General features: G+C 61.8%; 14 protein-coding genes. 9 read left to right on the top strand and 5 right to left on the bottom strand.

The genetic code is table 11. The features are described 5' to 3' along the window. Window positions 1-839: 839 nt before the first annotated feature. Window positions 840-2675, top strand: coding sequence for a single-stranded-DNA-specific exonuclease RecJ (gene recJ, locus ACYVGC_RS04070; protein ID WP_460582511.1), 1836 nt, complete (start codon window positions 840-842; stop codon window positions 2673-2675). 76 nt (window positions 2676-2751) lie between these two features. After that, the gene (locus ACYVGC_RS04075) at window positions 2752-3366 is read left to right on the top strand and encodes a 3'-5' exonuclease family protein (protein ID WP_460582512.1); all 615 of its coding nucleotides are present in this window, start codon (window positions 2752-2754) and stop codon (window positions 3364-3366) included. A 151-nt stretch (window positions 3367-3517) separates the two neighbouring features. Here the strand turns inward: ACYVGC_RS04075 and ACYVGC_RS04080 are convergent, their stop codons facing one another. From ACYVGC_RS04080 to ACYVGC_RS04090, 3 genes are all read right to left on the bottom strand, one after another. Continuing rightward, on the bottom strand, window positions 3518-4351 hold the full coding sequence (locus ACYVGC_RS04080) for a TPM domain-containing protein (protein WP_460582513.1): 834 nt from the start codon (window positions 4349-4351) through the stop codon (window positions 3518-3520). Next, a complete protein-coding gene (locus ACYVGC_RS04085) occupies window positions 4348-4806 on the bottom strand; it encodes a TPM domain-containing protein (RefSeq protein ID WP_460582514.1) in 459 nt (152 codons plus the stop codon). Before ACYVGC_RS04085 ends, ACYVGC_RS04080 begins: the two co-directional genes overlap by 4 nt. 130 nt (window positions 4807-4936) lie before the next feature. Continuing rightward, on the bottom strand, window positions 4937-5554 hold the full coding sequence (locus ACYVGC_RS04090) for a LemA family protein (protein WP_460582515.1): 618 nt from the start codon (window positions 5552-5554) through the stop codon (window positions 4937-4939). Window positions 5555-5735: 181 nt separating this feature from the next. Between ACYVGC_RS04090 and ACYVGC_RS04095 the strand changes: the two genes are divergently transcribed. Then, window positions 5736-6749, top strand: coding sequence for a sugar phosphate nucleotidyltransferase (locus ACYVGC_RS04095; RefSeq protein ID WP_460582516.1), 1014 nt, complete (start codon window positions 5736-5738; stop codon window positions 6747-6749). Between the two features lie 116 nt (window positions 6750-6865). Here the strand turns inward: ACYVGC_RS04095 and panC are convergent, their stop codons facing one another. Then, window positions 6866-7708 carry a 4-phosphopantoate--beta-alanine ligase gene (panC, locus tag ACYVGC_RS04100; RefSeq protein WP_460582517.1) on the bottom strand — a complete coding sequence of 281 codons (843 nt, stop codon included), beginning with the start codon at window positions 7706-7708 and terminating at the stop codon, window positions 6866-6868. Between the two features lie 116 nt (window positions 7709-7824). On the opposite strand from panC, the gene ACYVGC_RS04105 reads away from it, so the two are divergent. The 5 genes from ACYVGC_RS04105 (at window position 7825) to ACYVGC_RS04125 (ending at window position 14950) form a co-directional block, all read left to right on the top strand. Further along, complete coding sequence (locus tag ACYVGC_RS04105; protein ID WP_460582518.1) at window positions 7825-8637, top strand: glycogen/starch synthase; 813 nt, start codon at window positions 7825-7827, stop codon at window positions 8635-8637. A gap of 222 nt (window positions 8638-8859) precedes the next feature. Next, a complete protein-coding gene (gene glmS, locus ACYVGC_RS04110; protein ID WP_460582519.1) occupies window positions 8860-10695 on the top strand; it encodes a glutamine--fructose-6-phosphate aminotransferase in 1836 nt (611 codons plus the stop codon). A gap of 123 nt (window positions 10696-10818) precedes the next feature. Continuing rightward, on the top strand, window positions 10819-11202 hold the full coding sequence (locus tag ACYVGC_RS04115) for a RidA family protein (RefSeq protein ID WP_460582520.1): 384 nt from the start codon (window positions 10819-10821) through the stop codon (window positions 11200-11202). 112 nt (window positions 11203-11314) lie between these two features. Next, window positions 11315-12862, top strand: coding sequence for a glutamate--tRNA ligase (gene gltX / locus ACYVGC_RS04120; RefSeq protein WP_460582521.1), 1548 nt, complete (start codon window positions 11315-11317; stop codon window positions 12860-12862). A gap of 258 nt (window positions 12863-13120) precedes the next feature. After that, window positions 13121-14950, top strand: a complete 1830-nt coding sequence (locus tag ACYVGC_RS04125) for an IPT/TIG domain-containing protein (RefSeq protein WP_460582522.1) — start codon at window positions 13121-13123, stop codon at window positions 14948-14950. Window positions 14951-15574: 624 nt separating this feature from the next. Here the strand turns inward: ACYVGC_RS04125 and ACYVGC_RS04130 are convergent. After that, entirely contained in the window at window positions 15575-23530 is a 7956-nt protein-coding gene (locus tag ACYVGC_RS04130) for a T9SS type A sorting domain-containing protein (protein ID WP_460582523.1), read from the bottom strand. A 559-nt stretch (window positions 23531-24089) separates the two neighbouring features. Between ACYVGC_RS04130 and ACYVGC_RS04135 the strand changes: the two genes are divergently transcribed. Beyond that, the gene (locus ACYVGC_RS04135) at window positions 24090-24503 is read left to right on the top strand and encodes a hypothetical protein (RefSeq protein ID WP_460582524.1); all 414 of its coding nucleotides are present in this window, start codon (window positions 24090-24092) and stop codon (window positions 24501-24503) included. The last annotated feature ends 119 nt before the right edge of the window (window positions 24504-24622 follow it).

Consider the following 24622-nt stretch of genomic DNA (forward strand, 5'->3'; position numbering starts at 1 on the left):
TCAGTAAATTAACTAAAAAAAATAAGCCGCTAACGTCTGCTTTTTAGAGCGCAGTCCAGAAAGCAGAATAGCTGGCCGTCCCATGGGCCTCAGCCAGCCGGGGCACGGTGGCAGCCTGTAAGCCCGGTAGCCAAGCCGGTCAGCCTGGGTTTTAAGCACCGGCCGCGCCGCCGCTATGTATCCGCTGGGGCAGGTTGGCGGGCCACCCCAAGCCCGAGGTACTCAGCAGTGATGCGGTGCAGGAGCCGGGGGCGATAGCCCGGCGCGCGACACTGCTAGGCAGCCCCGTTTTTGGTGGCGAAGCTGTTTAGGAAGTCGTCAGGTCATCATACCTGTTCTGGCGGCCACGCAGCAGGGTCAGTTTTAAATTTTTGTCCCCCAGGCTCACGCCGATGTTTCCCGTCGATTTGCCCCGCCGCCGTTTGGGGGCACGCCCATTGGCTGGGCCTACGCCCGGTTATTGAGAACAGGTAAGGAGAGCCGCAAAATGAAAGCCGTGAAGGCGGCTGATGCCAGAGAAAAGGCCCACCAGCGGCAGCTGAAGTATAACCAGGTATTCAAGGATAGCCGGGGCTACGAATAGCTGACGTTGCGTGAAGCCGGGACCTTACCGAAAAAACACAAACATCACGGCCAGCGCCAGCAGGAAGACGACGTACATCAGGCCATCGCTGAGAATGTACTGGCGGTAGCGCTGGTAAAATTCGCGGAGGCGGGGCATAGGCGGGAGGGGGAAGCTAGGCGAAGGTACGGCGGCTAAATTTTGTGTACTTTTGAGGCTATCCCTATCCAATAAATTAATGGCTGTTATACCGCTTAAGCGCTGGATTTTTGCGCCCTTGCCTTCCCCCGCAACGGTGGCCGGGCTGGAGCAGGCGCTGGGCATCAGCCCGTTGCTGGCCCGCTTACTGGTGCAGCGCGGCATCGAAACGCCCGCCGCCGCCGAAGCCTTTTTTACCCCCGACCTCGCCAACCTGGTGTCGCCCTGGCTGATGTGCGACATGGACCTGGCCGTGGCCCGCCTGCGCCGCGCGCTCGACGGCGGCGAGAAAATCCTGGTGCTGGGCGATTATGACGTAGACGGTATCACGTCGGTAGCGCTGGTAGTGAGTTTCTTACGTAATTTGGTGGAAAGCCCCGACCTCGACGAGGCGGCCAGCCACTTCCAGCCCTACATCCCCGACCGCCACCGCGAGGGCTACGGCATCTCGATGCAGGCTGTGGATTTTGCCAAAGCCAGCGGCATCACCCTCATCATTGCCCTCGATTGCGGTGTGAAGGCCGTGGAGCAAGTAGCCTACGCCAACACCCTGGACGTGGACTTCGTAATCTGCGACCACCACCTGCCCGGCGACGTGCTGCCGCCCGCCGTGGCCGTGCTCGACCCCAAGCGCTTGGATTGCAGCTACCCTTATCCCGACTTGTCGGGCTGCGGCGTGGGCTTCAAGCTGTTGCAGGCCTACACCGAAAAATACAATTTACCCTTGGCTCCGCTCTATGCGCAGCTCGACTTAGTTACGGTGAGCATCGCGGCCGACGTGGTGCCCATCACCGGCGAAAACCGCATTTTGGCCCACCACGGCCTGCGCCGCTTCAACGTGACGCAGACGGCCGCTTTTGCCGCACCGTTGCCCTCCGCCCTGGCCTCGGCCGATACTTTGGACGGCCCTGGTCCCCTGGCCCCGCCACCCGCCGAGGATGCGCACGACGGCCTGCGCCCCGGCCTGGCCGCGCTGCACGAGTTGGCCACCCCGCGCCAGGGGCCACTGAGCCTCAGCTCGTTGGTATTTGGCTTTGCGCCGCGCATCAACGCCGCCGGCCGCATGGGCGACGCCCACCGCGCCGTGAATATGCTGCTGGCCGCCACCCAGCAAGAGGCCCGCTACACCGCCGAAGTGGTGGACCACATGAACCAGGAGCGCCGCCTCTCCGACGCGCGCACCACCCAGGAGGCGCTGGCCCTCATTGCGGCCGACCCCGACGGGGCCACCTCGCCTGCCACCGTGCTCTACCAGGCCCACTGGCCGCAGGGCGTGCTGGGCATTGTGGCCTCGCGCTGCCTCGACCAGTACTACCGCCCCACCGTCATCCTCACCGAGCGCGATGGCCTGGCCACCGGCTCGGCGCGCTCGGTATCGGGCTTCGATGTGCACGAAGTATTGGAGGCCTGCGCCCCGCTGCTGCGCCAGTTTGGCGGCCACAAGGCCGCCGCCGGCCTGGCCCTGCCCATCGAAAACGTGCCGGCTTTCCGCGAGCAGTTTATGCGCGAGGTGGCGGCCCGCCTGCCCGCCGGCCAGCTGCCCGTGCGCCCGGTCGAGATTGACGCGGAACTGGATTTCACCCAGCTCACCGAGGATTTTCTGACCCAGCTGGGCCGCCTGGAGCCGTTTGGGCCGGGCAACCCGGCGCCCATTTTTGCTACCCACCACGTGCGGGCGGTGCCCGGCTCGGTGCGCCCCGTGGGCCAGGCCGGCCACCTCAAAATCCGGCTCATGCAGCCCGGCCAGTCGCCCGGCCTCGTGCTGGAAGCTATCGGCTTCGGCCTGGGCCATTATCTGCCCCGCCTGCTCGAAAGCCCCGATGCACTATTTAGTGTGTGTTACGCCTTAGAAATGAATGAGTTTCGTGGTCAACGCACCCTGCAGCTGCGCCTGAACGACCTGCGCTGGGAGTAAGTTTTCGGCAGGAAATAAGAAGGGAGAGGGAAAAATTACGTAACCAGTAGTTCTTCCCTCTTTCTCGTTTATTGCTATGCGTTACGTCTCGCTCGACCTCGAAACCAGCGGCTCCGACCCGCTCCGCCACCAGGTGTTGGAGCTGGCCGCCGTAGTGGAAGATACCCGCCGCACCGCCACCACGCCCCTGGCCGAGCTGCCCGCTTTTCGGCGCGCCCTGCGCTACCGCGAGCTCACCGGCACGCCCGGCGCGCTGGCCCTCAACGCCCGCCTGCTGGTCGAGCTGGCCGACAAAACCAAGGCCGCTGCCCCCGACATCTGCGCGCCCGCCGACGTGCTGCCCCAGCTGCGCGAGTTCCTGCTGGCCAACGGCTTCAAGCCCGACAAAAAGGACTGCGTAAGCTTCACAATAGCTGGTAAAAACGTGGGGACGTTCGACCTGCTGTTTTTGCGCGAGCTGCCCGGCTGGGGCACCCTGGTAAGAGCCGAACCCGCCGTGCTCGACCCAGCCGCGTTCTACCTCAACTGGCACAAGGATTCGCGCCTGCCCTCCATGCTCATCTGCCAGGCGCGCTTCGGCGACCCCGAGCCGCACGTGGCCCACGAAGCCCTCGCCGACGCCCTGGAAGTGGTTCGCCTGCTACGCCCGTTTTATGAGCGCCCGGCTTATAAAGTAATTGTGAATGAGTGAGTTGTGAATAAATGAATGAGAATGGGGCGAATAGAGGAGGAGAAAAGCCAGCCCGCAACCTAGCATAGAAATAAAAGTGTGAGGGGTGAATGAGCGAAGTGGCTAGCCAACATTCCCTCATTCACCCCTTATGCATTCACTCATTAGAAAGCTACCAGCTGCCGCTGGCGCCGCCGCCGCCGCTGCTGCCGCCGCCAAAGCCCCCGAAGCCGCCACCGCCGCCGCCGCCACCAAAGCCGCCGCCCCCGCCGCCAAACACGCCCCGGCCGCCTGAGAAGTCGCCGAAGATGATGGGGGGAATGAAGCCCCCGCCCCCGCGGCCGCCCCGGCCGCCGCCCCCGCCCCGCGAGCGCAGGAGGAAGAACAGCACCAACGCGCCAATAATCAGCCACAGGCCGATGCCCGAGCCCGAGCGGTCGCGAGGGCCGCGGCGCGCCAGGTTGGGGTCGCCTTTGTAGCCCTCGCCCTTGGCCAATGAGATAAGGGCGTCGGTGGCCCGGTCAAGGCCCGTGTAGTACTGGTTTTGCTTGAAAGCGGGTACTAATACGTTGCTAATGATGCGCTTAGCTAGAGCATCGGGCACGGCCCCTTCCAGGCCATAGCCAGTTTGGATGCGCGCCGTGTGTTCCTTAGCCGCCACCAGTACCAGGATGCCATTGTCCTTGCCCTTCTGGCCAATGCCCCAGCTTTCGTACAGCTTTTGGGAGTAGTCGGCAATGTCGTTGCCGTCGAGCGAGGGCACGGTGACCACCGCAATCTGCGATGAGGTGCTGTCGTTGTAGGCCACCAGCTTTTGCTCCAGCGCGGCCACTTCCTGGGGTTGCAGCAGGCCCGCCAGGTCATTTACGAGGCGCGGCGGGTTGGGGCGTGGGGGCACGGTTTGAGCGCGGGCCGCCAAGCCCAGGCCCAGCAGGAGCACCAGCAGCCACGCCCAGGCGGCCGGGTGCAGGGCCGGGCGCGGCTTGGTAAGAGTCATCGTTTTCATCGGCGGGGAGTGGGCGGGTTGTCGCCGTAAGAAATGTCGTCGTCAAGCTCATTTACGTCGGTGGCCCCGTCGTAGGGGAAAAGCTGCCGCAGCTGCTCGCCCACCAGCCGGATGCCGCGCTCCAGCCCCGGCACGTACTTCTCCTGCCGGAAGTGGTCCATCACTGCCTCCTTCACGGCCTCCCAAAACTCGTCGGGCACCACCGAGTTGATGCCCGCATCGCCCACCACGGCAAACTGCCGCGTTTGCCAGGCCAGGTAAAATAGCACCCCGTTGCGCAGCTTGGTGCGGTGCATTTGCAGCTCGGCAAACACCTGGGCAGCGCGGTCGAGCGGCTCCGGCGTGGGGCATTTATCTTCCAGGTGCAGCCGGATTTCGCCCGACGTGCGCAGTTCGGCGGCCTTGATGGCGGCCACCAGCGCAGCTTCCTGGGCAGGGGTAAGGGGGTGGGTCATGGGGGGAGCTTGTCAAAAAGAAAGAACGTCATGCTGAGCTTGCCGAAGCATCTCTACCGCGCCGTGCTAACGAAGCGAGCGAGATGCTTCGGCAAGCTCAGCATGACGTTCTTAAACTATTGTTTAGCAGTTATTTGCTGCCAGCGGGGGCGTTGCCGCCGCCCATGTCGCCAAAGTCAACTTTGGGCGCGTCTTTGGCACCCGCATCAGCCTCGAAGTAGCCCTTGGGCTGGAAGCCGAACATGCCGGCAAACAGGTTGTTGGGGAACGAGCGCGTGAAGGTGTTGTAGTCGTTCACGTTGCCGTTGAACTTGTTACGCTCCACGTTGATGCGGTTTTCGGTACCCTCAATCTGGGCCTGCAACTCCTGGAAATTGGCGTTGGCCTTCAGCTCGGGGTAGTTTTCGCTCACGGCCAGCAGGCGGCCCAGCCCACTCGAAAGCTGGCTCTGCGCAGCCTGAAACTTCTCGATGTTTTCGGGCGTCAGGTTGTCGGCGCTAATGTTCACGCTGGTAGCCTTGGCGCGGGCGGCGATAACGCCTTCGAGGGTCGATTTTTCAAAGTTGGCGGCGCCCTTCACGGTGCTCACCAGGTTGGGGATGAGGTCGGAGCGGCGCTGGTAGGCGCTTTGCACGTTGGCCCACTGGCCTTTCACAGCTTGGTCGCGCTCAACCATGCCGTTGTAGCCGCACGACGATTGCGAGAGCAGCGTCACCATTGCGGCGAAGTAGAGAAGAAGGCGTTTCATAGAACAAGGGTTTCTAAATGCTGGGCTCTAGCTTTGAGGCCCAGCGGTGAGAAAGAAAAGAACCGGCCGGTCGTAACCACCAGCCAAGGGTGGCGGTTATGGTGCCCGACCGGCGCAAAGTACGCAGCCGCCCGATAACGGTTGTACGGTTCTGCTTTTTCTGCCTTTGCCCTCTTTGTTCATGAAAGCCATCATTCCTGTTGCCGGCATCGGCTCGCGCCTGCGCCCCCACACCCACACCCAGCCCAAAAGCCTGGTGCCGGTAGCCGGCAATACCATCCTGGGCCACATCATCGACCGCCTGCGCGGGGCCGGCCTCACCGAATTTGTGTTCATCATCGGCTACCTGGGCGAAAAGATTGAGCAGTACGTGCGCCGCCACTACCCCGACCTCAACGCCACCTTCGTGGTGCAGGAGCCCCGCGAGGGCCTAGGCCACGCCCTGTGGGTGGCCCGCGACACCTTCCGCCACGACCCCGACGGCGTGCTCATCCTGCTCGGCGATACCATCGTGGACATCGACCTGCCCGCCCTGCTGCGCCAGGAAGGCACCGTGCTGGCCGTAAAAGAAGTGAAAACCCCCAGCCTCTTCGGCTTGGTTGAAACCAATGCTGCTGGCGAAGTCAGCCGTGTGGTCGAGAAGCCCCGCATTCCAAAGTCGAACTACGCGCTGGTGGGCCTCTACAAAATGGCCAACGCCGAAAAGCTGGCCCAGTCGCTGGAGTGGCTCATCGAAACCGGCCGCCGCACCCACGAAGAGTACCAACTCACCGATGCCCTCATGCACCTCATCGAGGAAGGTGAGCCCATGCAGACCGTGGCCGTGGATAATTGGTTTGACTGCGGCCGCAAGGAAACGCTGCTCGAAGCCAACGCTCGCCTGCTCGACCAGCCCGAGTTTCGCAACGTGCGTGCCTACCCCGAGTTTCCGAATACAGTTATCATCCCGCCCGTCAGCATCGGCACCGACTGCCGCATCGAGCACGCCATCATCGGCCCCAACGTGGCCATCGGTGACCGCACCATCATCCGCCACACTATCATTAGCGACAGTATCATCGGCTCCTACTCCGAACTCAGTTCCGCGGTGATGAGCGACTGCATCGTGGGCTCCGATGCATCCTTCAAAGGCCTGAATCATAGCCTCAACCTGGGCGATAACACCGAAATTGACTACGGCCAAGCGCGCGGGTAGCAAACTGTAGCGCGAAGCTCCAGCTTCGTGTACGAGCGCAGCGAGTATGCGGCATTGCGCAACGCCAGCCAGTTGCCCAATGCTCGCTTCGCTCGCGCACGAAGCAGAGCTTCGCGCTACACCACCACGTTATCAATCAGCCGCACGCCGCCCAGGTGGGCAGCTACACACAGCACAACGCCGCGGCCCGCCTCATAGCCGGCCACCGGCTGCAAGGTCTGCGCATCAGCCACTTCAACATACTCGGGCGTAAACTGTGGCTCGGCTGCCAGCGCGGCAATTGCTTGCGCCTGCACCTCAGCCGGGGCCACGCCCTGGCGCACTTGCTGAGCCGCCTGGGTCAACACTTGGTAAAGTAGTGGGGCCACCGCCCGCGCCGCGGGCGAGAGGCGGCGGTTGCGCGACGACATGGCCAGGCCATCGGCCTCGCGCACCGTGGGGTACACCAGAAGTTCTAGGTCAAATGACAGGTCTGCTATAAGTTGCTTAACCACAGCCACTTGCTGAAAGTCCTTCTGCCCGAAGTACGCCACGTGCGGCCGGGCCAGGTGAAAGAGCTTGCTCACCACCGTGGCCACACCGTTGAAGTGGCCGGGTCGGTGCGCGCCCTCCATCACCCGCTCCAGGGGCCCGAAGTCGAAGTGTAGCACCGTGGGCTGCGGGTACATCTCGGCCACGGCGGGCATGAAGAGTGCCGTGCAGCCGGCCCCGGCCAGCAGAGCCGTGTCTTGCTCGGGCAGGCGCGGGTAGAGGCGCAGGTCGTCGGGATTATTAAACTGAGTGGGGTTGACGAAGATGCTGGCAATAACGTCGTAGCCGGCGGCGGCCCCGGCCTGCACTAGTTGCAGGTGGCCGGCGTGCAGGGCGCCCATGGTGGGCACCAAGGCCAGGCGGCGGCCGGCGCTGCGGGCGGCCTCCGAGTAGGCGCGCAGCTCGGCGGCGGTAGTAAAAACGTGCATTTAGCTGAACGATAGAACAATAGGGTTAAGCGAATTTTATTGAAAATTCGCGAAAAAATGCGTATTTTTGTGGAGCCAATCTGTGGCCTGTTCTCAAATCCTTTAGTTCACTAGCTATGTCGAAGTTGCGCATCCTGTACGCGGCCACCGAAATTGACCCTTTTCTCCAGACTACGAAAGTAGCGGAGCTGCTGCGCCGCTTGCCGGCCGGCATGCAGGAGGCGGGCGCCGAAATCCGGATTTTTGTGCCTCGCTTCGGCATCATTAATGAGCGTAAGAACCGCCTGCACGAAGTGGTGCGCCTCTCGGGCATCAACATTGCGGTGGGCGACGATGAGAAGCCGCTGGTAATTAAGGTAGCCTCCATTCCGACCGCGAAGCTACAGGTTTATTTTATCGACAACGAGGATTACTTCCACCGTAAGTCGGCGCTGGTTGACAAAAACGATAAGTTCTACGCCGATAACGACGAGCGCGCCATCTTCTTCTGCAAGGGCGTGCTCGAAACGGTGAAGAAGCTCGGCTGGTCGCCCGACATCGTGCATTGCAACGACTGGATGACTTCGCTCATCCCGCTCTACCTGAAAACGACTTACAAGAAAGACCCCGTTTTCAAGGATGCTAAGTCGGTATTCACGGTCTACAACAACGAATTCCTGGATAAATTTGAAGGGAACTTAGTGGACAAAGCCAAGATGCTCGACATCGACGACCAGATGCTGAAGTCGCTGAAAACGGCTGACTTCTCGGGCTTCGTGAAGCTGGGTATGGAGTACGCCGACACGGTAGTGCGCCAGGATGAGGACTTTTCCGATAACCTGAACGGCTTATTCAAAGAATACGCCCTGCACAACCGCCTCAGCCAGGTGGCTACCGACGAAAACCTGCTCTCTTCCTACCAGGCCCTCTACAACGAGCTGGCCAACTAGTGGCTTTGGGCTGTGGCGGGGTTGAGAAGATACTTCTTAACTTTGCTGGTCCCGTACCGGCCGCTGGCCTCGCTTTGGGCGAAGCCAGCGGCCGGTGCTGTTTTACAAGGGCTTAGCGGCGGGCGTGGGGGTTTGGCTATAAAATTGCTAATGCCCCGCGCCCAGCCTCTACGGGTGATTGATTGATAGTTATCTTAAAATTTACTTTTACTTTTTCTGCACATGTGCGGTATCGTTGCATATCTCGGCCATCGTGAGGCCTGCCCCATTATCCTCAAAGGTCTCCATCGCCTCGAATACCGGGGCTACGACTCGGCCGGCGTGGCCTTGCTCAACGGCGAGCTGAGCGTTTATAAGAAGAAAGGCAAAGTAGCCGAGCTGGAGAAATTCCTGACCGACAAGGATACCCACGCCACCGTGGGCATGGGCCACACCCGCTGGGCTACCCACGGCGAGCCCAACGACGTGAATGCGCACCCGCATTACTCCACCTCGGAGCGGATTGCCATCATTCACAACGGCATCATCGAGAACTACGCGGCGCTGAAAACCCACTTGGAAAAGCAGGGTCACACGTTCCACTCCGATACCGATACGGAGGTATTCGTCAACCTCATTGAGGATATTCAGACCAACAACCACTGCACGCTGGAAGAGGCCGTGCGCCTAGCGCTGCACGAAGTGATTGGTGCTTACGCCATTGTGGTGCTAAGCAAGGATGCTCCCAACCAGCTCATCGCGGCCCGCAAAGGCTCGCCGCTGGTAATCGGCATTGGCGAAGGCGAATTCTTCGTTGCTTCGGATGCCACGCCCATTATTGAGTACACCAACGAAGTAGTCTACGTAAACGACTATGAGCTGGCCGTTATCAAGGATGGCCAACTGGCCATCCGCTCGCGCGAAGACGTGGTGCAGACGCCCTACATCCAGCGCCTGGAGCTGGAGCTTGATAGCATCGAAAAAGGTGGCTACGAGCACTTTATGCTCAAGGAGATTTTTGAGCAGCCCCGCTCCATTCTCGATTCCATGCGCGGGCGCCTGGAACTGGGCGGCAGCCACCTCAACATGGCGGGCTTCCGGGCCTACGAGCAGAAGTTTGTGAATGCCCAGCGCATCATCATTGTGGCGTGCGGCACGTCGTGGCACGCGGGTCTGGTAGCCGAGTACCTCATCGAGGACCTGGCGCGCATTCCGGTGGAAGTGGAGTATGCCTCGGAATTTCGCTACCGCAACCCGGTTATCTCGGAGCGCGACATCGTAATTGCCATTTCGCAGAGCGGCGAAACCGCCGATACGCTGGCTGCCCTGGAGCTGGCTAAGAGCAAGGGTGCCACCATCTTCGGCATTTGCAACGTGGTGGGCAGCAGCATTGCCCGCGCCACCGACGCCGGGGCCTACACCCACGCCGGCCCCGAAATTGGCGTGGCGTCTACCAAAGCCTTCACGGCCCAGGTAACGGTGCTCACGCTGCTGGCCATGTGCATTGGCCAGCGCAAGGGCACGCTCTCGGACACCCGCCTGCGTGAATTGACCACTGAGCTGCACAACATTCCCACGAAAGTGGAGAAGGCGTTGAAGCTGGATGCCGAAATTCAGGTGATTGCCGAGACGTTTAAGGACGTGCCCAACTTCCTGTACCTGGGCCGCGGCTACAACTTCCCGGTTGCCCTGGAAGGTGCGCTTAAGCTCAAGGAAATCAGCTACATCCATGCCGAGGGCTACCCCGCGGCCGAGATGAAGCACGGCCCCATCGCCCTCATCGACGAGAACATGCCGGTGGTGGTTATCGCCACCAAGGACAGCTCGTACGAGAAGGTGGTGAGCAACATTCAGGAGGTGAAAGCCCGCAAGGGCCGCATTATCGCCGTGGTAACGGAGGGCGACACCACCATCCCGGCCATGGCCGAGTTTGTGATTGAAGTGCCCGCTACCTCGGAAGTGCTGATGCCGCTGGTGTCGGTGATTCCGCTGCAATTGCTGAGCTACCACATTGCCGTGCTGCGCGGCTGCAACGTGGACCAGCCCCGCAACCTCGCCAAGTCGGTGACGGTGGAATAAATAAGGTGTAAGTGAGTAAGTTTTTGGCTTGCTCAACGGGAGCCGCTTTCAGCAATGGGAGCGGCTTCTTGCGTTATTTGCGGCCTGCCACCTTACGCATTTACTCACGTACCATTTTACCACATGTCCCACCAGGTTATCCTTACCGACCAGGCGCCCGCGCCCATCGGTCCTTATTCGCAGGCCATTAAGGCCGGCAATACGCTCTACGTGTCGGGCCAAATTCCGCTGAGCGCGGCCGGCCAACTCGTGGGCGAAGGCGACGTAGCCGCCCAAACCCACCAGGTGCTCCAGAACCTCACGGCCGTACTGAAGGCCGGCGGTATGCAGCTGACCGACGTGGTGAAGTGCTCCATCTTCGTGAAAGACTTAGGTAACTTCGCCATTATCAATCAGATATACGGCACCTACTTTGCTGAGGCTACCGCCCCGGCGCGCGAAACGGTGGAGGTAGCCCGCCTGCCGCGCGACGTGGAGGTGGAAATTTCCTGCATTGCAGTGGGGTAGGCAGTGCGGTAAGCTTTAGCTGGCACCGCAGGGCCATGCAACAGCTTTTCCCGTGGGCTGGAAGTTACCTTTGCATATTCTTTACGGCAAGCTAAAGCTTACCGCACATACTATGACTGACCGACCTGTTCGGGTGCGTTTTGCACCTTCGCCCACGGGGCCGCTGCACATTGGCGGCGTCCGTACGGCGCTTTATAACTACCTGCTGGCCCGCAAGTTGGGCGGCACCATGATACTGCGCATTGAGGATACCGACCAGAATCGGTTTGTGCCCGGTGCCGAAGACTACATCCGCGAGAGCTTGGAGTGGGTGGGTATTGAGCTGGACGAAAGCCCCTGGAAGGGCGGCCCCCACGCGCCCTACCGCCAGAGCGAGCGCAAGCCCATGTACCGCGCCTACGCCGACCAGCTCATCCGCGACGGTTACGCGTACTACGCCTTCGACACGCCCGAGGAGCTCGACGTGATGCGTGAGCGCCTGCAAGCCGCCAAGGTGCCTAATCCGCAGTACAACAGCATTACCCGCGCCCAGATGCGCAACTCGCTCACCCTGCCCGAGGATGAGGTGAAGACGCTGCTCGAAAACGACACACCCTACGTGATTCGCCTCAAGGTGCCGCGTAAGGAGGAAGTACGCTTTCAGGACATGATTCGGGGCTGGGTAGTAGTGCATTCGAGCGCCATCGACGACAAGGTGCTGATGAAGTCGGACGGCATGCCGACCTACCACCTGGCCAATATTGTGGACGACCATTTGATGGATATCTCCCACGTTATCAGGGGGGAAGAGTGGCTGCCGAGCGCGCCGCTGCACGTGCTGCTGTACCGCTACCTGGGCTGGGAGAAGACCATGCCGCAGTTTGCCCACCTGCCGCTGCTGCTCAAGCCCGACGGCACGGGCAAGCTCAGCAAGCGCGACGGCGACCGCCTGGGCTTCCCGGTGTTTGCTACCGAGTGGCGCGGCACCGACGCCGAAACCGGCGAGCCTACCCTCAGCAAAGGCTACCGCGAGGAGGGCTACCTGCCCGAGGCGCTGGTCAACTTCCTGGCCTTTCTAGGCTGGAACCCCGGCACTGCCCAGGAGATTTTCTCGATGGACGAGCTCATCCAGGCCTTCTCGATGGACCGCGTGAGCAAGTCGCCCGCCAAGTTTGACCAGAATAAAGTTAAGTGGTTCAACGAGCACTACCTGCGCGCCAAGTCTGATGCCGAGCTGGCGCCCTACCTGCTCACGGCCGTGGCCGCGCACGGCATTGCCTGCGACCAGGCCAAGGCCGAGCAGATTGTGGGCGTGATGAAGGAGCGCGTGAGCTTCCCGCAGGATTTCTGGCAGGAAGCCAAGTACTTCTTCGACGCCCCGATGGAGTACGACCAAACGGTTGTCAGCAAGAAGTGGAACCCGCAGGTGAGCGCCGCCCTGGCCGCCTACGCTGCCGCGCTGCCCGCCGACTCGGAGCCCAGCAGCAATGCGGAGGTGCTGAAGGCGCTGTTTCACGAAACGATGGAGGCCCAGGGCCTCAAGCCCGGCCAGGTGCTGCAAGCCCTGCGCGTAGCCGCCACGGGTGCCGCCGCTGGCCCCGACCTATTTGAGACGCTGGCCATCCTGGGTACCGGTGAAGTAGCCAGCCGCCTGCGCACGGCCATCGAGCGTTTGGGCTAGCCCAAGCGCCTGTCACTATTGTGTAAAGCCCCTGATTGAATAATCAGGGGCTTTTTTTGGGCACTGCCAAGGCGAGGCCAGGCGCTAAGGCGGCAGACATGAATCATGAAAAACGGGGGTGCATAGCACAAAATGAAGTAGGACTACAGCAGGATAGCCAAATCGATTTGGTTTGCAGGAGGAAGGCGGTAACTTCGTTGATAGAAGCCATTTTCAGCTTCTGTTAGTACTATTTTCCTCATTTCTTCCTTTTATTTCATGAGAAGATTCTATCCTAAGCAACTGGTAACTTTCCTGGTTACCGCTTTTTCGGCTGCTCCCCTATTGGCATCGGCCGCGCCGTTTAAGCCGGGCAACATTGTAGTGGCCCGCGTGGGCGACGGCAATGCGACTCTTTCGGCGGCCGCCGCGGCGGTATTTCTAGATGAGTACACGCCGAGCGGTACGCTGGTGCAGTCGGTAGCCCTGCCGACCTCGGTGAGCAACAACAACCGTATTCTTACTGCTGCCGGCAACGCTACTACCGAGCTAGCCCTGACCCGCTCGGCCGATGGCCGCTACCTGGTGCTGACGGGCTACGGAGCCGCGCCCAGCACGGCCGCCGTGGCCGCCACAGCCGCCACCGACGTTACCCGTGTTATCGGCCTAATTGCTGCCGATGGCAGCATCGATACCAGCACCAGCACCGGCGATGCCTTCAGTGGCGTTAGCATTCGGGCGGCGGCTACGGTCGATGGCACCGGTTTTTACAGCGTGGGGGCCAACTCGGGCGTGCGCTACCAGGCACTGGGCAGCTTTGCCTCGACGCAGCTTAATACCGCACCTACTAATATTCGGGCCATCAACGTAGCCGGCGGCAACGTGTACGTGTCGGCGGCTTCGAGCCCCTACATTGGCCTGAGCCAAGTGGGCACGGGCCTGCCCACAGCCGCTGGCCAAACGGTGGCGGCGCTGCCGGGCTTTCCGGGCGCTACGGCGGGGGCCAGCCCCTACGGCTTTTACCTGGCCGACCTCGATGCCACCGTGCCCGGCGTAGACGTAGCCTACGTGGCTGATGACCGCGCCGCCGCGGGCATCCAGAAGTGGAGCCTGGTGGCCGGCACCTGGGTATTGAACGGCACTATCAATGGCTCGGGCGTGCGCGGCTTGCAGGGTAGTCCCAGTGGCACCGGCGTGGCGCTGGTAGCCAGCACCGCCACCAGCCTCTACGCGCTGACCGACAATACGGGCTACAACGTGGCCCCAGCCCTGACGGAGCTGCCGGCGGCACTGGCTACGGCGGGGGCCAACATGGCGTTTCGTGGTATTTCAATAGCTCCGGTGGCCCCGGCCCCGGCGGTTGCCAGCTTGGCCCCGGCCAGCGGGCCGGTGGGTACTACCGTGACCGTGACGGGTAGCAACCTGACGGGCGCTTCGGCCGTGACCCTGAACGGGGTGGCCGTAACCGGCTTCACGGTGGTGAACGCCACCACGCTCACGTTTGCAGTGCCCACGGGCGCTACCTCGGGCCCGGTGGCCGTAACCACCCAGGGCGGCACGGCCACCAGCGCCGGTTCCTTCACCGTAACGGTGCCGGTAGCGGTACCCACCATCGCCAGCTTTACGCCCACCTCGGGCGGCCCCGGCACCACGGTCACCATCACGGGTACCAACCTGACGGGGGCTACAGCGGTGCGCATTGGCACCCTGGCTATTCCGACCTACACCGTGGTTTCGGCTACCAGCATCACCCTGGTGCTGCCCGCCGCCACCAGCGCCGTGAGCGGCACGCTCACGGTGGTAACGCCCGGCGGCACGGCTACCAGCGCCACCGCCTTCAACCTGGTGCTAGCCGCCCAGGCCAGCCAGGCGCTGCCCGAGCTGGCCGTGTACCCCAACCCCGCTACCGACCTGGTACACGTTGAGCTACCACAGGGCGGCCCGCTCACAGTGTCGCTGCGCGACCTGCTGGGCCGGGCAGTGCTGGCCCCGGTAGTGTTGGCGGCCCAGCAGCCGCTGCGCCTGCCGGCTACCCTGCCCGCCGGCATCTACCTGCTCGAAGTGCGCCAGGGTACGACCACGGCCGTGCGCCGCATCGAGAAGAAATAAGCCGTTGCTACCTGAAGTGAAAGGCCCCGCCGGATAGTCCGGCGGGGCCTTTTTTTTTGGTAAGATGCTGGGGGACATCTTACCCCAGCCCCAGCGTTGATAAGTTTCAGGTAACTGCCTGACTGAGTGTCGAGTAGCGGCTCCAGGTCTGTAGTAATTCGCGCCAAAAGAACTAGTGCCGCGTAGTGGTGCCAGAGGCGTTAGGGGTTTCTGGTACCGCTACGCGGCACTTGGTGCTTACAACGCGTTTATCTCTACAAACCTGGTACCGCTACGCGGCACTTGGTCAGGCGTTTAGCTAGAGCTTGTCAACGCTGCCCCCGGCCCCTCTCTAAAAAAGGCGACTGATTTTAGTGTCAAAAATCTAGTAATCAAGTCTAAATCCAAAAATTAATTCTCCTCTTTTTTGGCCTTCGCGCATGAAGCGAACCGAGGCTAGGGGGGTGCCCCGAAGGGCGACAACCCAGCGCGTACAGCCCTGCCGGGTACCACCCCAGGGGCTGCGGGCTTGCTGAACGATGCACTGAGACGTGGAGCCACGTAGCTTGCGCGTTACCGGCCGGCCACAAAAAAGCCCCGACTGCAACACGCAGTCGGGGCTTTTTTGTGGCTTGCCCGGTGGGCTTAGTTCACCACCACTTTGGTAGTGAGCTTGAGGCCGTCGGCCGTTTGCCACGTCACGAAGTACAGGCCACTGGCCAGCGTTTGGGCTGGTTGAATGGTGGCTTCGGCCGTGCCCGCGGCGGCTACCTGCGTGAGCACGAGGCGACCCAGGGCATCGAACAGCTGCACCGTGCCACCGGTGGTGGCTAGGTTGCTGGCAAGCACCTGGAAGCGCTGGCCGGCCGTGGGGTTGGGGTACACCGCCAGGGCGGGGGCGGCCAGCGCGCCATCGAAGCGCACGGCTACCGTTGGCGAGTAGGCCACGGTACCGTCCTGGTCCACCTGGCGCAGGCGGTAGTAGCTGGTGCCGGGCAGGGGCAGAGCATCGAGGGCGGCGTAGTCGTGGCGCACCACGCTGCTGCCCTGCGCGGCTACCCGCTGCACGTCGCTAAACGTGCGGCCATCGGCCGAGCGCTCTACTACGAAGTAGGCGCTGTTGACTTCCGAGGCCGTAGCCCAGGCCGCGCGCACGGCCGAGCCCTGGCGGGCGGCCGTGAAGCTCAGCAGCTGCACCGGCAGCGGAGCCCGACCCGTGAGCGGGTTGTCTACCTCATTGGTCGAAGCCAGGGCGAAGAACGACGTGGTATTAACGAGCGTCTGGGCCGAGGCCGAGGTGGTATAGCCGCGCGGGTCGGCGGGCGAGAATACCCCCGAGCCACCCGCGGTACCCCAGGTGCCATCCGTTTTCAGCTGGGCCACGCGCAGGTTGCCGGGCACGTGCACTTCCTCATCTACTACGTCGGTATTGTAGCTCAGCTGCACCGAAATTGGGGCCAGCGTGCCATCCGTGAGGCGCTGAATGCGGTAGTAGCGGTTGGCCGACAGGTTAGACAGCGTTGCGTCGGGCTTGCCGGTGGGCGCGCCGTTGAAGATTTCGGTGAGGATAACCTGCGGCTTGCTCGAAGTGCCTTCGGTTTTGAGCGTAACCGGGCGGTAGCGCCCACCCAGGCCTACCGGGAACACCCGCATGGCCACTGCCGTGGGCAGCGTGATGGCCAGGCGGCCCGCCACGTAGGCGCTCGTGCTGGTGCCCACAATGGGCTGCACGGCCGAGTTGGTGAGCGAAAGCGTGTTGGTGGTGCCCGTCACAACGAGGCCGTTGCTCAGGGTCAGCACGTTCTTAACCGTTATGTCCGAGCTAGTGCCGAGCGTGAGCGTGGAAGCGCCCACTTTCTGCACGTCGTAGAACGTGGTAGCGCCGGTGAGGCGGCGGCTGTCGTCGGTGATGAACTGCACTAGGCCCCCGCTGGCATCGAAGCCCAGGCCGCTATTATTGGTGAAGTTACCGCGCAGCACCAGGGTGCTCGTGGCCGCCGCAAACGAGCTATTGGCGAGGTTATTGAAATCGCCCACTATGCGCAGCAAGTTGCCGCTCACGCCGTCGGCTACGGTGTAGGAGCCGGCATTCGAGAAGTTGCCGGCTACCAGCACGCTGCCCGTATTGGCCACAAAGCCTTTGCCGGCCGCGTTGCTGAAGTCGCCCCCGATGGTGAGGGTGCCCTTGCCGGCGTTGTAGGTGCCGTTGTTGGCAAAGCCGGTGCCCACATCGAGGGTGCCTTCGCCTACCGTTGCGTTGTAGGTGCCGCTGTTGGTGAGGCTGGTGCCCACGGCCAGCGCGCCGCTGCCGTTGTTGAGCGTGCCGCTGTTGGTGAAAGCCGTGCCAATGCTCACCGCGCCCGCGCCCAGGTTGAGCGTGCCGCTGTTGGTGAGGAAGGCACCCGTGGTGAGGGGACCGTCGTTCAGGTTAACCGTGCCGGCCAGGGTGGCCCCACTCGTGGCCGAGGTGAGGGTGATGCCTTGGCTGGTGGGGTTGTTGACGGTGGTACCGGCGGCCACGCTCAGGGTGCCGTTGATGGTCAGGTCGAGGTTGCTGAGCAGCTTGGTATTACCACCCGTGAAGGTCAGGTTGTTGTACGTGTCGCGGGCGGGCAGCTGCACGGCGGCCGTGTAGTCCACGGTGCCGCCGGTGGCGTCCATAAAGGCAGCGTAGTTGCCGGCTGGGAACAGGGCCGAGCCAATACGCACCGTGCCGGAGCCCGTTACGGTGTTGAAGTTATTGGCCGTCGTATTGTTGAGGTTCAGCGAGCCAAGCAGCTGCAGGCTGGCGGCCTCGTGGCCAGCATCACCCGTGTTGAGGGGCGGGGCGCCGTTGACGAGGTGGCCGCTGCGGATAACCACCGGGTTGGCCAGGGTCGGGAACGAGGTGAACGCGACGCTGGGGTTCGAGCCATCCGCATTATTGGTCCAGGTGGTAGGGTCATTCCATTTGCCGCCGCCGGCCAGGCCGGCCGTCGAGTTGCGGCTGTAGAACGTGGGTACCAGGCCAAACTCCGAGGGTTCGCCGCCGGTGTAGTCGCCGTCGAGGTAAGTAGCAGCGGCGTTGGTGAGGGTGTTGTTGCCCGTGTTCACGGTGCTGGTAGGGATGCCACCCACCCCTGCTACCGCCGCCGGTATCCAGGCCCCGTTTAGGAAGCGGCCCAGCTTATAGTTGGCTTCGGTGCCGTTCACATCATTGCCCACGCCGTTGTCGACGTAGGTGAATACCTGCGTAACAATGGGGTTGCTGAAGCCGGTGCTGCGCACTTTCCAGTAAAAGCCCAACTCCTTGGCCGCCGGGTCGGTGGTAGAGGGGTGGGCCAGGTCGATGGGCTGCACGGTGAGGGTACCGGCCGCCGTGTTGGCAGTCACGTTCATGGTCACGGGCGTGTACTTGGTCGCCGCGCCAATGGGGAACAGGAAGTTCAGCGCGCCGCTGGGGTAGCTTTTGCGCACGCCCAGGTCGGCCACGATACCGTTGGTGCGGATGAAGTTGCTGCTGCTGAAGGTGCCCGCTACCGCGCCGGCGGCGGGGTTGCTCAGGTTCAAGAGGTTAGAGCCAATGGTGAGCACGCCATTGGTGAGGGTAAGCACGCCAGTGATTTCCTGGTTGGCCAGTGTAGTGGCCCCCGCAGTGTTGTTGAGAACAACGTTGCCAAACTTGCCCTTGCCGTTGCCGTCGATGTTCTGATTTACGGTGCCGAGCAGCGTGAGGCTGCCGCTGCCGGAGCTGGTGTGGGTAGCCGAATTAATGATGTCGCCCAGCGAAGTTAGGGTCTGGCCGTTGTCGGCCAGGGTGCCCTTGGCAAGGTTGAGCGTGCCGATAACGCGGGCGTTGCGGCCCAGCTGCAGGGTGCCGCCGGTCTGGGCGTTGTTCACTACCAGGCCGCCAAATACGGTGAGGTTGGCGGCGGTACTGGTGAGCTGCTGCACAGCCGGGCCCTTGCCGGTGAAGGTCGTCGTCTGGGCAGCCGTGCCGGGCTGGAAGCCGCCGTTGGTCAGGCCCGTGTTAGTCGAGGCGTTGTTGTTGACCAGGTCGCGGTCGATATTCAGGGGCAGGCCGTTGGCATTGAAGTAGGCATTGTCGTTGCCGATGGTCAGCGAGCCTTTCAGGTTCAGCGGGTTGAGGCCGGTGAGCAGGCCGGTGTTGGTGCTGCTGGTGTTGTTGCCGTTTTCCACCTTCACATCATAGAGGGGTACCAACGATTCCAGGCTCACCGTGATGTTGCCGCTCACCAAGTTGCCCAGCAGCACGGTGCCCGCCGTCACCACCGTCGAGTCGGGGCGCAGGTAGAGGTCGGCAATGATGGTGGGGCGGGTGTTGGTGCCGCGCAAAGCCAGCGTGCCGCCGCTCATGCGGAAGATGCTGCCGGGGCCCTGCACCTCCAGCAGGCCGCGCTCGTTGTTCTGGTACACTTCGGCGCGGGCGCCGCGAATTTCCACCGTGCCGCCGCTCTGGTCGTAGCGCAGCGAGCCGTTGGTGTTGGCCGTGGTGCGGCGAATCTGGCCGTTCACGTACAGGGTGCCGCCCGTACCTACCCCAATGGTAGGCCGGCCGGCGCTGGCGTACTCCAGGTCGTTGCCGATAACGCCGGTCGTGCCCACGTTGAAGGTGCCTTGCAGCACTTGCAGCTGGCCGGCCAGCTTCAGGTCGGAAGCCGAACTGGTATTGGTGGCTGGGGCGGTGGTGTTGGTAGCTACCGTTACGGTGGCGCCGGGGGCATCCATCGTAAAGCCAGCGTTGTCCGGAATCAGGTATGGGCTGTTAGCGTCGTGAATGGTGAGCAGCTGCGTGCCGGCCGTTTTGGCGTAGCGCAGCGTACCGTTGGTGAGGGTCAGCCAGCCGCTGGTGGGGGTGGTGAGGGTGCCCGCCACATCCAGGCTCAGGGTAGCGGCCTGGCCCAGGCCCTTGTTCAGGGTAAGGGTATAGAGGTCGGTGAGGGTAGCCGAGGGGCCGGTGAACTTCGTATTCTGGCTGCCCAGGAAAGTCAGGTTGGCTATGCGGCCGTTGCCCAGGTTGAAGTCCAGGGTGCCGTTGTTGGTGAGCGAGCCCCCAATGGTCAAGGCATTAGCCACGGCGGTACCCACGCTGCTCACGTCGAGCGTAGCGCCGGCGTCGAGGCGCACGTCGGTATCGGCCGTGAGGGTGCGGGCCACGCCGTTGGCATAGCGCAGGGTACCGGCCTGCACCGCAATGAGCGAGTCGGCGCGCAGGTCGCCGTTGGCGGCGGCGCTCAGCAGCACGAGGCCCGTGCCGGCCGAGGTACCGGTTTTCAGCTGCGAAAACACCCGCAGGCCCAGGTTGGGCAGCGTGATGGTGCGGCCGCTGGCGGCATCCGCCCACAGGTTTTTATACGAGTTCAGCGAGAGCGTGCCCGAGACTGTGGGTACAGTAAAGTCAACGTTGCCGGTGGTGTAGTACTCCACCGTGCCGCCGTTCTCCTGCAAAAACGAGCCGAAGTCGCCGCCGGGGAAGGTGGCGATGTAGGGGGCGGTAGCCCCGGAAGCGATTTTTGCGCTCACGCGTAGGCGGCCCGAACCGCCAATTTTGGCATCGGGCAGCGCGCCGAAGTTGTGGCCGGTAGTGGTGCCCACATCCATTATCGAGCCGCGGTCAATCACTAGCGAGCCCGCGTTGGCCGCGTCGGCGGCCACGGTTACGGTGTGGTAGATTTTGCCAGTGAACGAGCCAATAAATACCGGGTTGTTGGCACTTGGGTAGTTAACCCCGGCAACACTGCCGGCTGGCACAGCTGTGCCACTGTTACTTACAGTGCTCCAAGTAGTGTTCGCTGTCCAGTTGCCAGTATTGCGGCTATAAAAGGCCGTTACTGCGCCGAAGGCACCGGTAGCACCGGGCAGGCCGGCCGTATATTCACCTTCAAACTGGTTGAGGGCGTTGAATCGGATACTGGAGGTAGTGGCACTTTCCACTACCAGGTTGGGGTCGGTGTACTGCGGCGTCCAGGATACGGGCACGTAGCGGCCCGGTACGTAGTTGGTAAGCGTACCCGAGGCATCGGTGTTGGTCATGGTAAAGCGCATGTTGATGGCCCCGTCGGGAATTGGTCCGAAGCCGGTGCTGCGCACTTTCCAGTAGTAAGCCAGCGAGCCAGCAGTACCGTTGGTCACAAAGGGGTTGCGGGTAGCGGTGGGGCTCACGCTCACCTGGCCGTATTTGGCCAGCGTGGTAGCCAGCGATAGAATCACGTTGGCCGGCGCGTACTTAGTGCCCGTGCCCACGGGGAAAATAAAGTTATCGGCCCCGCCGTAAGTCTTTTGCAGACCCAGGTCACTTTGGTTGCCGGCCGTTTGCACAAAGCACTTGTTGGAGAAGGTGCCGCTGATAGCATCGGACGTGCTCACGTTGGTGAGCGACAGCCGATTGGCACCAATAGCCAGAATATTCTCGCTGATGAAGTTCAGCGCGCTGGCTACGCTCATGTTGGCGGTGAAGGTGGCCGCTATGCCGCCAGCGGCCACGCCGCTGTTGATGTTGAGGTTGCCAAATATGCCCTGGTCGTTGCCACTCACCGTTTGATTAACGCTACCGGCCAGCGTGATGCTGCCCGTGCCCCCGCCGCTGGTGTGCGAAGCCGAGTTGACCATGTTGCCCAGCACGTTGATGGTGCTGCCGTTGTCGCTGAGCACGCCGTTGAGCAGGCTCAGGCCGGGGTTGGGGGCGGTGACGGGGGCGGCTACGGTGTAATTTTTGGCCGAACCGGCTAGCACCAGCGTGCCGGCCGACTTGTCCACCGTCCAGTTGTAGAAGGTGTTGGTGCCAGCTGTGGCGCCGATAATACCGTTGTTGACCAACTGCTGGTCTTGGCCGCCGCTGAAGATGGTGTTGTTGTTGCCGGGCAGGTAGGTGCTGCCCGAGGCAATTGTTAGTGTTCCCTGAATGGTGAGTGCCAGCGCATTGGCGTTGAAAATAGCGGGCGTGTTGGTCCCCAGGGTGGTGTTTACCCCCCCTACATTGAAGTTGTTAAGTACCGTCAGCGGCTGGGCCGTTACCGTAGCGCCGGGGCTGAGGTCGGTGGGCGTGGTGGGCACGGTTACGGCCGCCAGCGTGGCCTGGGCCGTGCCCGTGGTGGCCGCCCGCACAATGCTCAGGTTCCAGAGTGGCACCGTCGACGATATTTTGCATTCGGCCGCCGTGCTGGGCAGCACCACCTCGATGGTGCCGCCCGAAACGATGGCATTGTTGGAATTGATGCCGATGTGGAAAATACCAGTAGCATTACCGGGGTTCTGCACCCGAATGGTGCCGCCCGTCATCCGAAACGACTGGGTGAGGTAGGGCACCGCAAAGCGGGCAAAGTTGGGGTGGTTCGCATCCTGCACCGTACCCAGGCACTCAAACAAGCCGCCCGTCATAATAAACGACCCGCGGTGGCTGGTGGTGGTGCTCGACGGGCGCATCTTGTCTACCTGCGTCGTGCCGCCTTCTACCAGTACCTGGCCATCTTCCCGAATTACCATGGCATCGGGCGTAATGCACTCAAAGCGTCCCCCGTCGATGCGGTATGTGCCATACACGATAGCCCCGCGGGCATTGTTGTTTTGCAGGGTGGCCCCGGCTACCCACAAGGTGGGGCTGGTACTCGTCGAGCCAATGGAAAAGCCAGTGCCGAAGTCGTTGCCATTGTGGATTTGCGGCAGCGTAATGTTGTTGCCCAGCTTGGCCACGCCGTTTATCAGGCTCAGGCGGTCAATGCCGTCGGCGGTGTTCAGCAGGCGCAGGTTGCTGGCCGAAGCGCCACCTGAGGCTACCGTGGCTGTAATATCGAGCAGCACTTGGCTATCAATACCCTTGTTGAGTTGCAATACACTCAGGTCAGTAATGCCGCGGCAAGCAAAGCTGGCGTCGGTGCTGCCGGTGAAATTAAGCAACGCATTCTGTGCCTGTGAGTTGTACAGGTCTACCGTGCCGTTGTTAATAAAGCTGCCGCCCGCGTTGAGCGTGTGTAAGGCATTAGCGTTGGTCACGCCCAACACCGTAGCCCCGCCTACGGTTATATCACCCTGCACCGTGAGCGTGCGCGCCGTAGCGGCCTTGCCCAGGTTGAAGGTTACCTGTGGGTTAGTGGCGGTGGGCGAGGTGCTGACCAGCGCTAGGCTGCCCGTTAGCGTCAGCGTATTGTCGAGCTGCGCCGTGTAGGTGGTGGTGGTGTCGTTGAGCAGGCGCAGGTTGTTGTACTGCGTGGCCGTGCTGGGCAGGGCCGCCGTAGCCCCCCAGTTGTAGTACTCCACCGTGCCGGTGTTGGCATCGTCGAAGTTGTTGGTGGTAACCGCCGGGAAGTAGGGAGCCCCAATGCGCAGTGTGCCCTGCCCCGCCAGGGTATTGAGGGTAGCAAACGTGGCCTTGCTCGACTTCAAATTGAGTACCCCGCCGCGCTGAATGGTAATCTTGAGCCCGGTAGTAGCGATGGCGCTGTTTACCTGCACCACGAAGCTATTGGTTATCACTATGTTGTCGCCGTTGCCGGGCACTCGGGCCGCTACGCGGGTCGAGCCCGTGGGGTCGGTGGTCCAGGTGTTGGCTTTGGTCCAATCGCCAGTGGTGCCACCGCCGTTAAACGTATACAAGGTTTGGCCCATGGCTGTGCCGCTCCAAAAAACAACCAATAGTCCAAGTAGGAATACTTTCATCGAGTAAAGAATTAGTTGGAAAAGGTAAATGAAGATTGTTGGTAGATTTCTATAAAAGAGGCATAGCCTATCAACTAACAAAGTTCGCACCTGGCAACTAATGATTATAATGGTGCTTTTTAAAGGACTGTTAAATCATTCTTTCGTCTCCTTTATAGCCTATTTACTTTGAAAAATGCAAAATATTATCCATTAATTACCCTATTAATTACTTGCACTTTTTCAATAAAAAATTAACTGCCCTGGCCGGCTCCTCCAACTTGCGTAATCCGCACGACTGCTCAGCTTATTTCTGCGCGTCTGGCTGCTTAGGCTGAATGCCGGGCCGCGCGGCCGCACCCCGGCAGTTGGTGGCTACCACCAACTGGCCGGGCCGCTGAAGCAGACCGCCAGTGGCTGCTGTGTAAGGCTCACCAAACCCCAACCCAAGGCCGCGCCGTATGCACTACGGCGCGGCCTCTTGCGTTGGCCCGTAGTTGCTCATCGTTACTGACTTCTTGAATACCAAATGGCTAAAAAACCCACCAAACCCAAGCAGAAGCCCGCCGAGCCAGAGAAGAAAGCCCGCGTGCACAAAGAACTGGATGGCTTCGAAATTGGGGTGAACCCACTGGGCGAAATCACCTCCAACTACTCCATCGAGCAGATAAACCAGTTTTTGGGTCGCCACGTGCGCGACAAAAAGATAGTGCACCGCGAGGGGCAGTTTGGTGAAGAAGCCCAGGCCCGCACCGCCGCAGAAGAAGCTCGCCTGGCCCGCGAAGACGAAGAAAACTTCCCCGTGACCGATGGCCCGCCCGAAGAGCCCGAAGAAACCGACGAGGACTTTATGAAGCGCACCAGCCGCGAGGCCAAACGCAAAAAGCCCGCCGCCACCGACGACGACGAGGCTGCTGAAACCCGCCGGGAGCTGCCCGATTAGTAATAATCAGAAAATCAGTAGGTTAGCTAATGCATTGCTGTGGAAGGCCGTCTGCTAAGCTGAGCGTGGCGCGGGGCCGGCAATTTGGGGCGGCCACTACATTTGTGCTCCACCCAAAT

The sequence above is a fragment of the Hymenobacter arcticus genome (assembly GCF_054779975.1).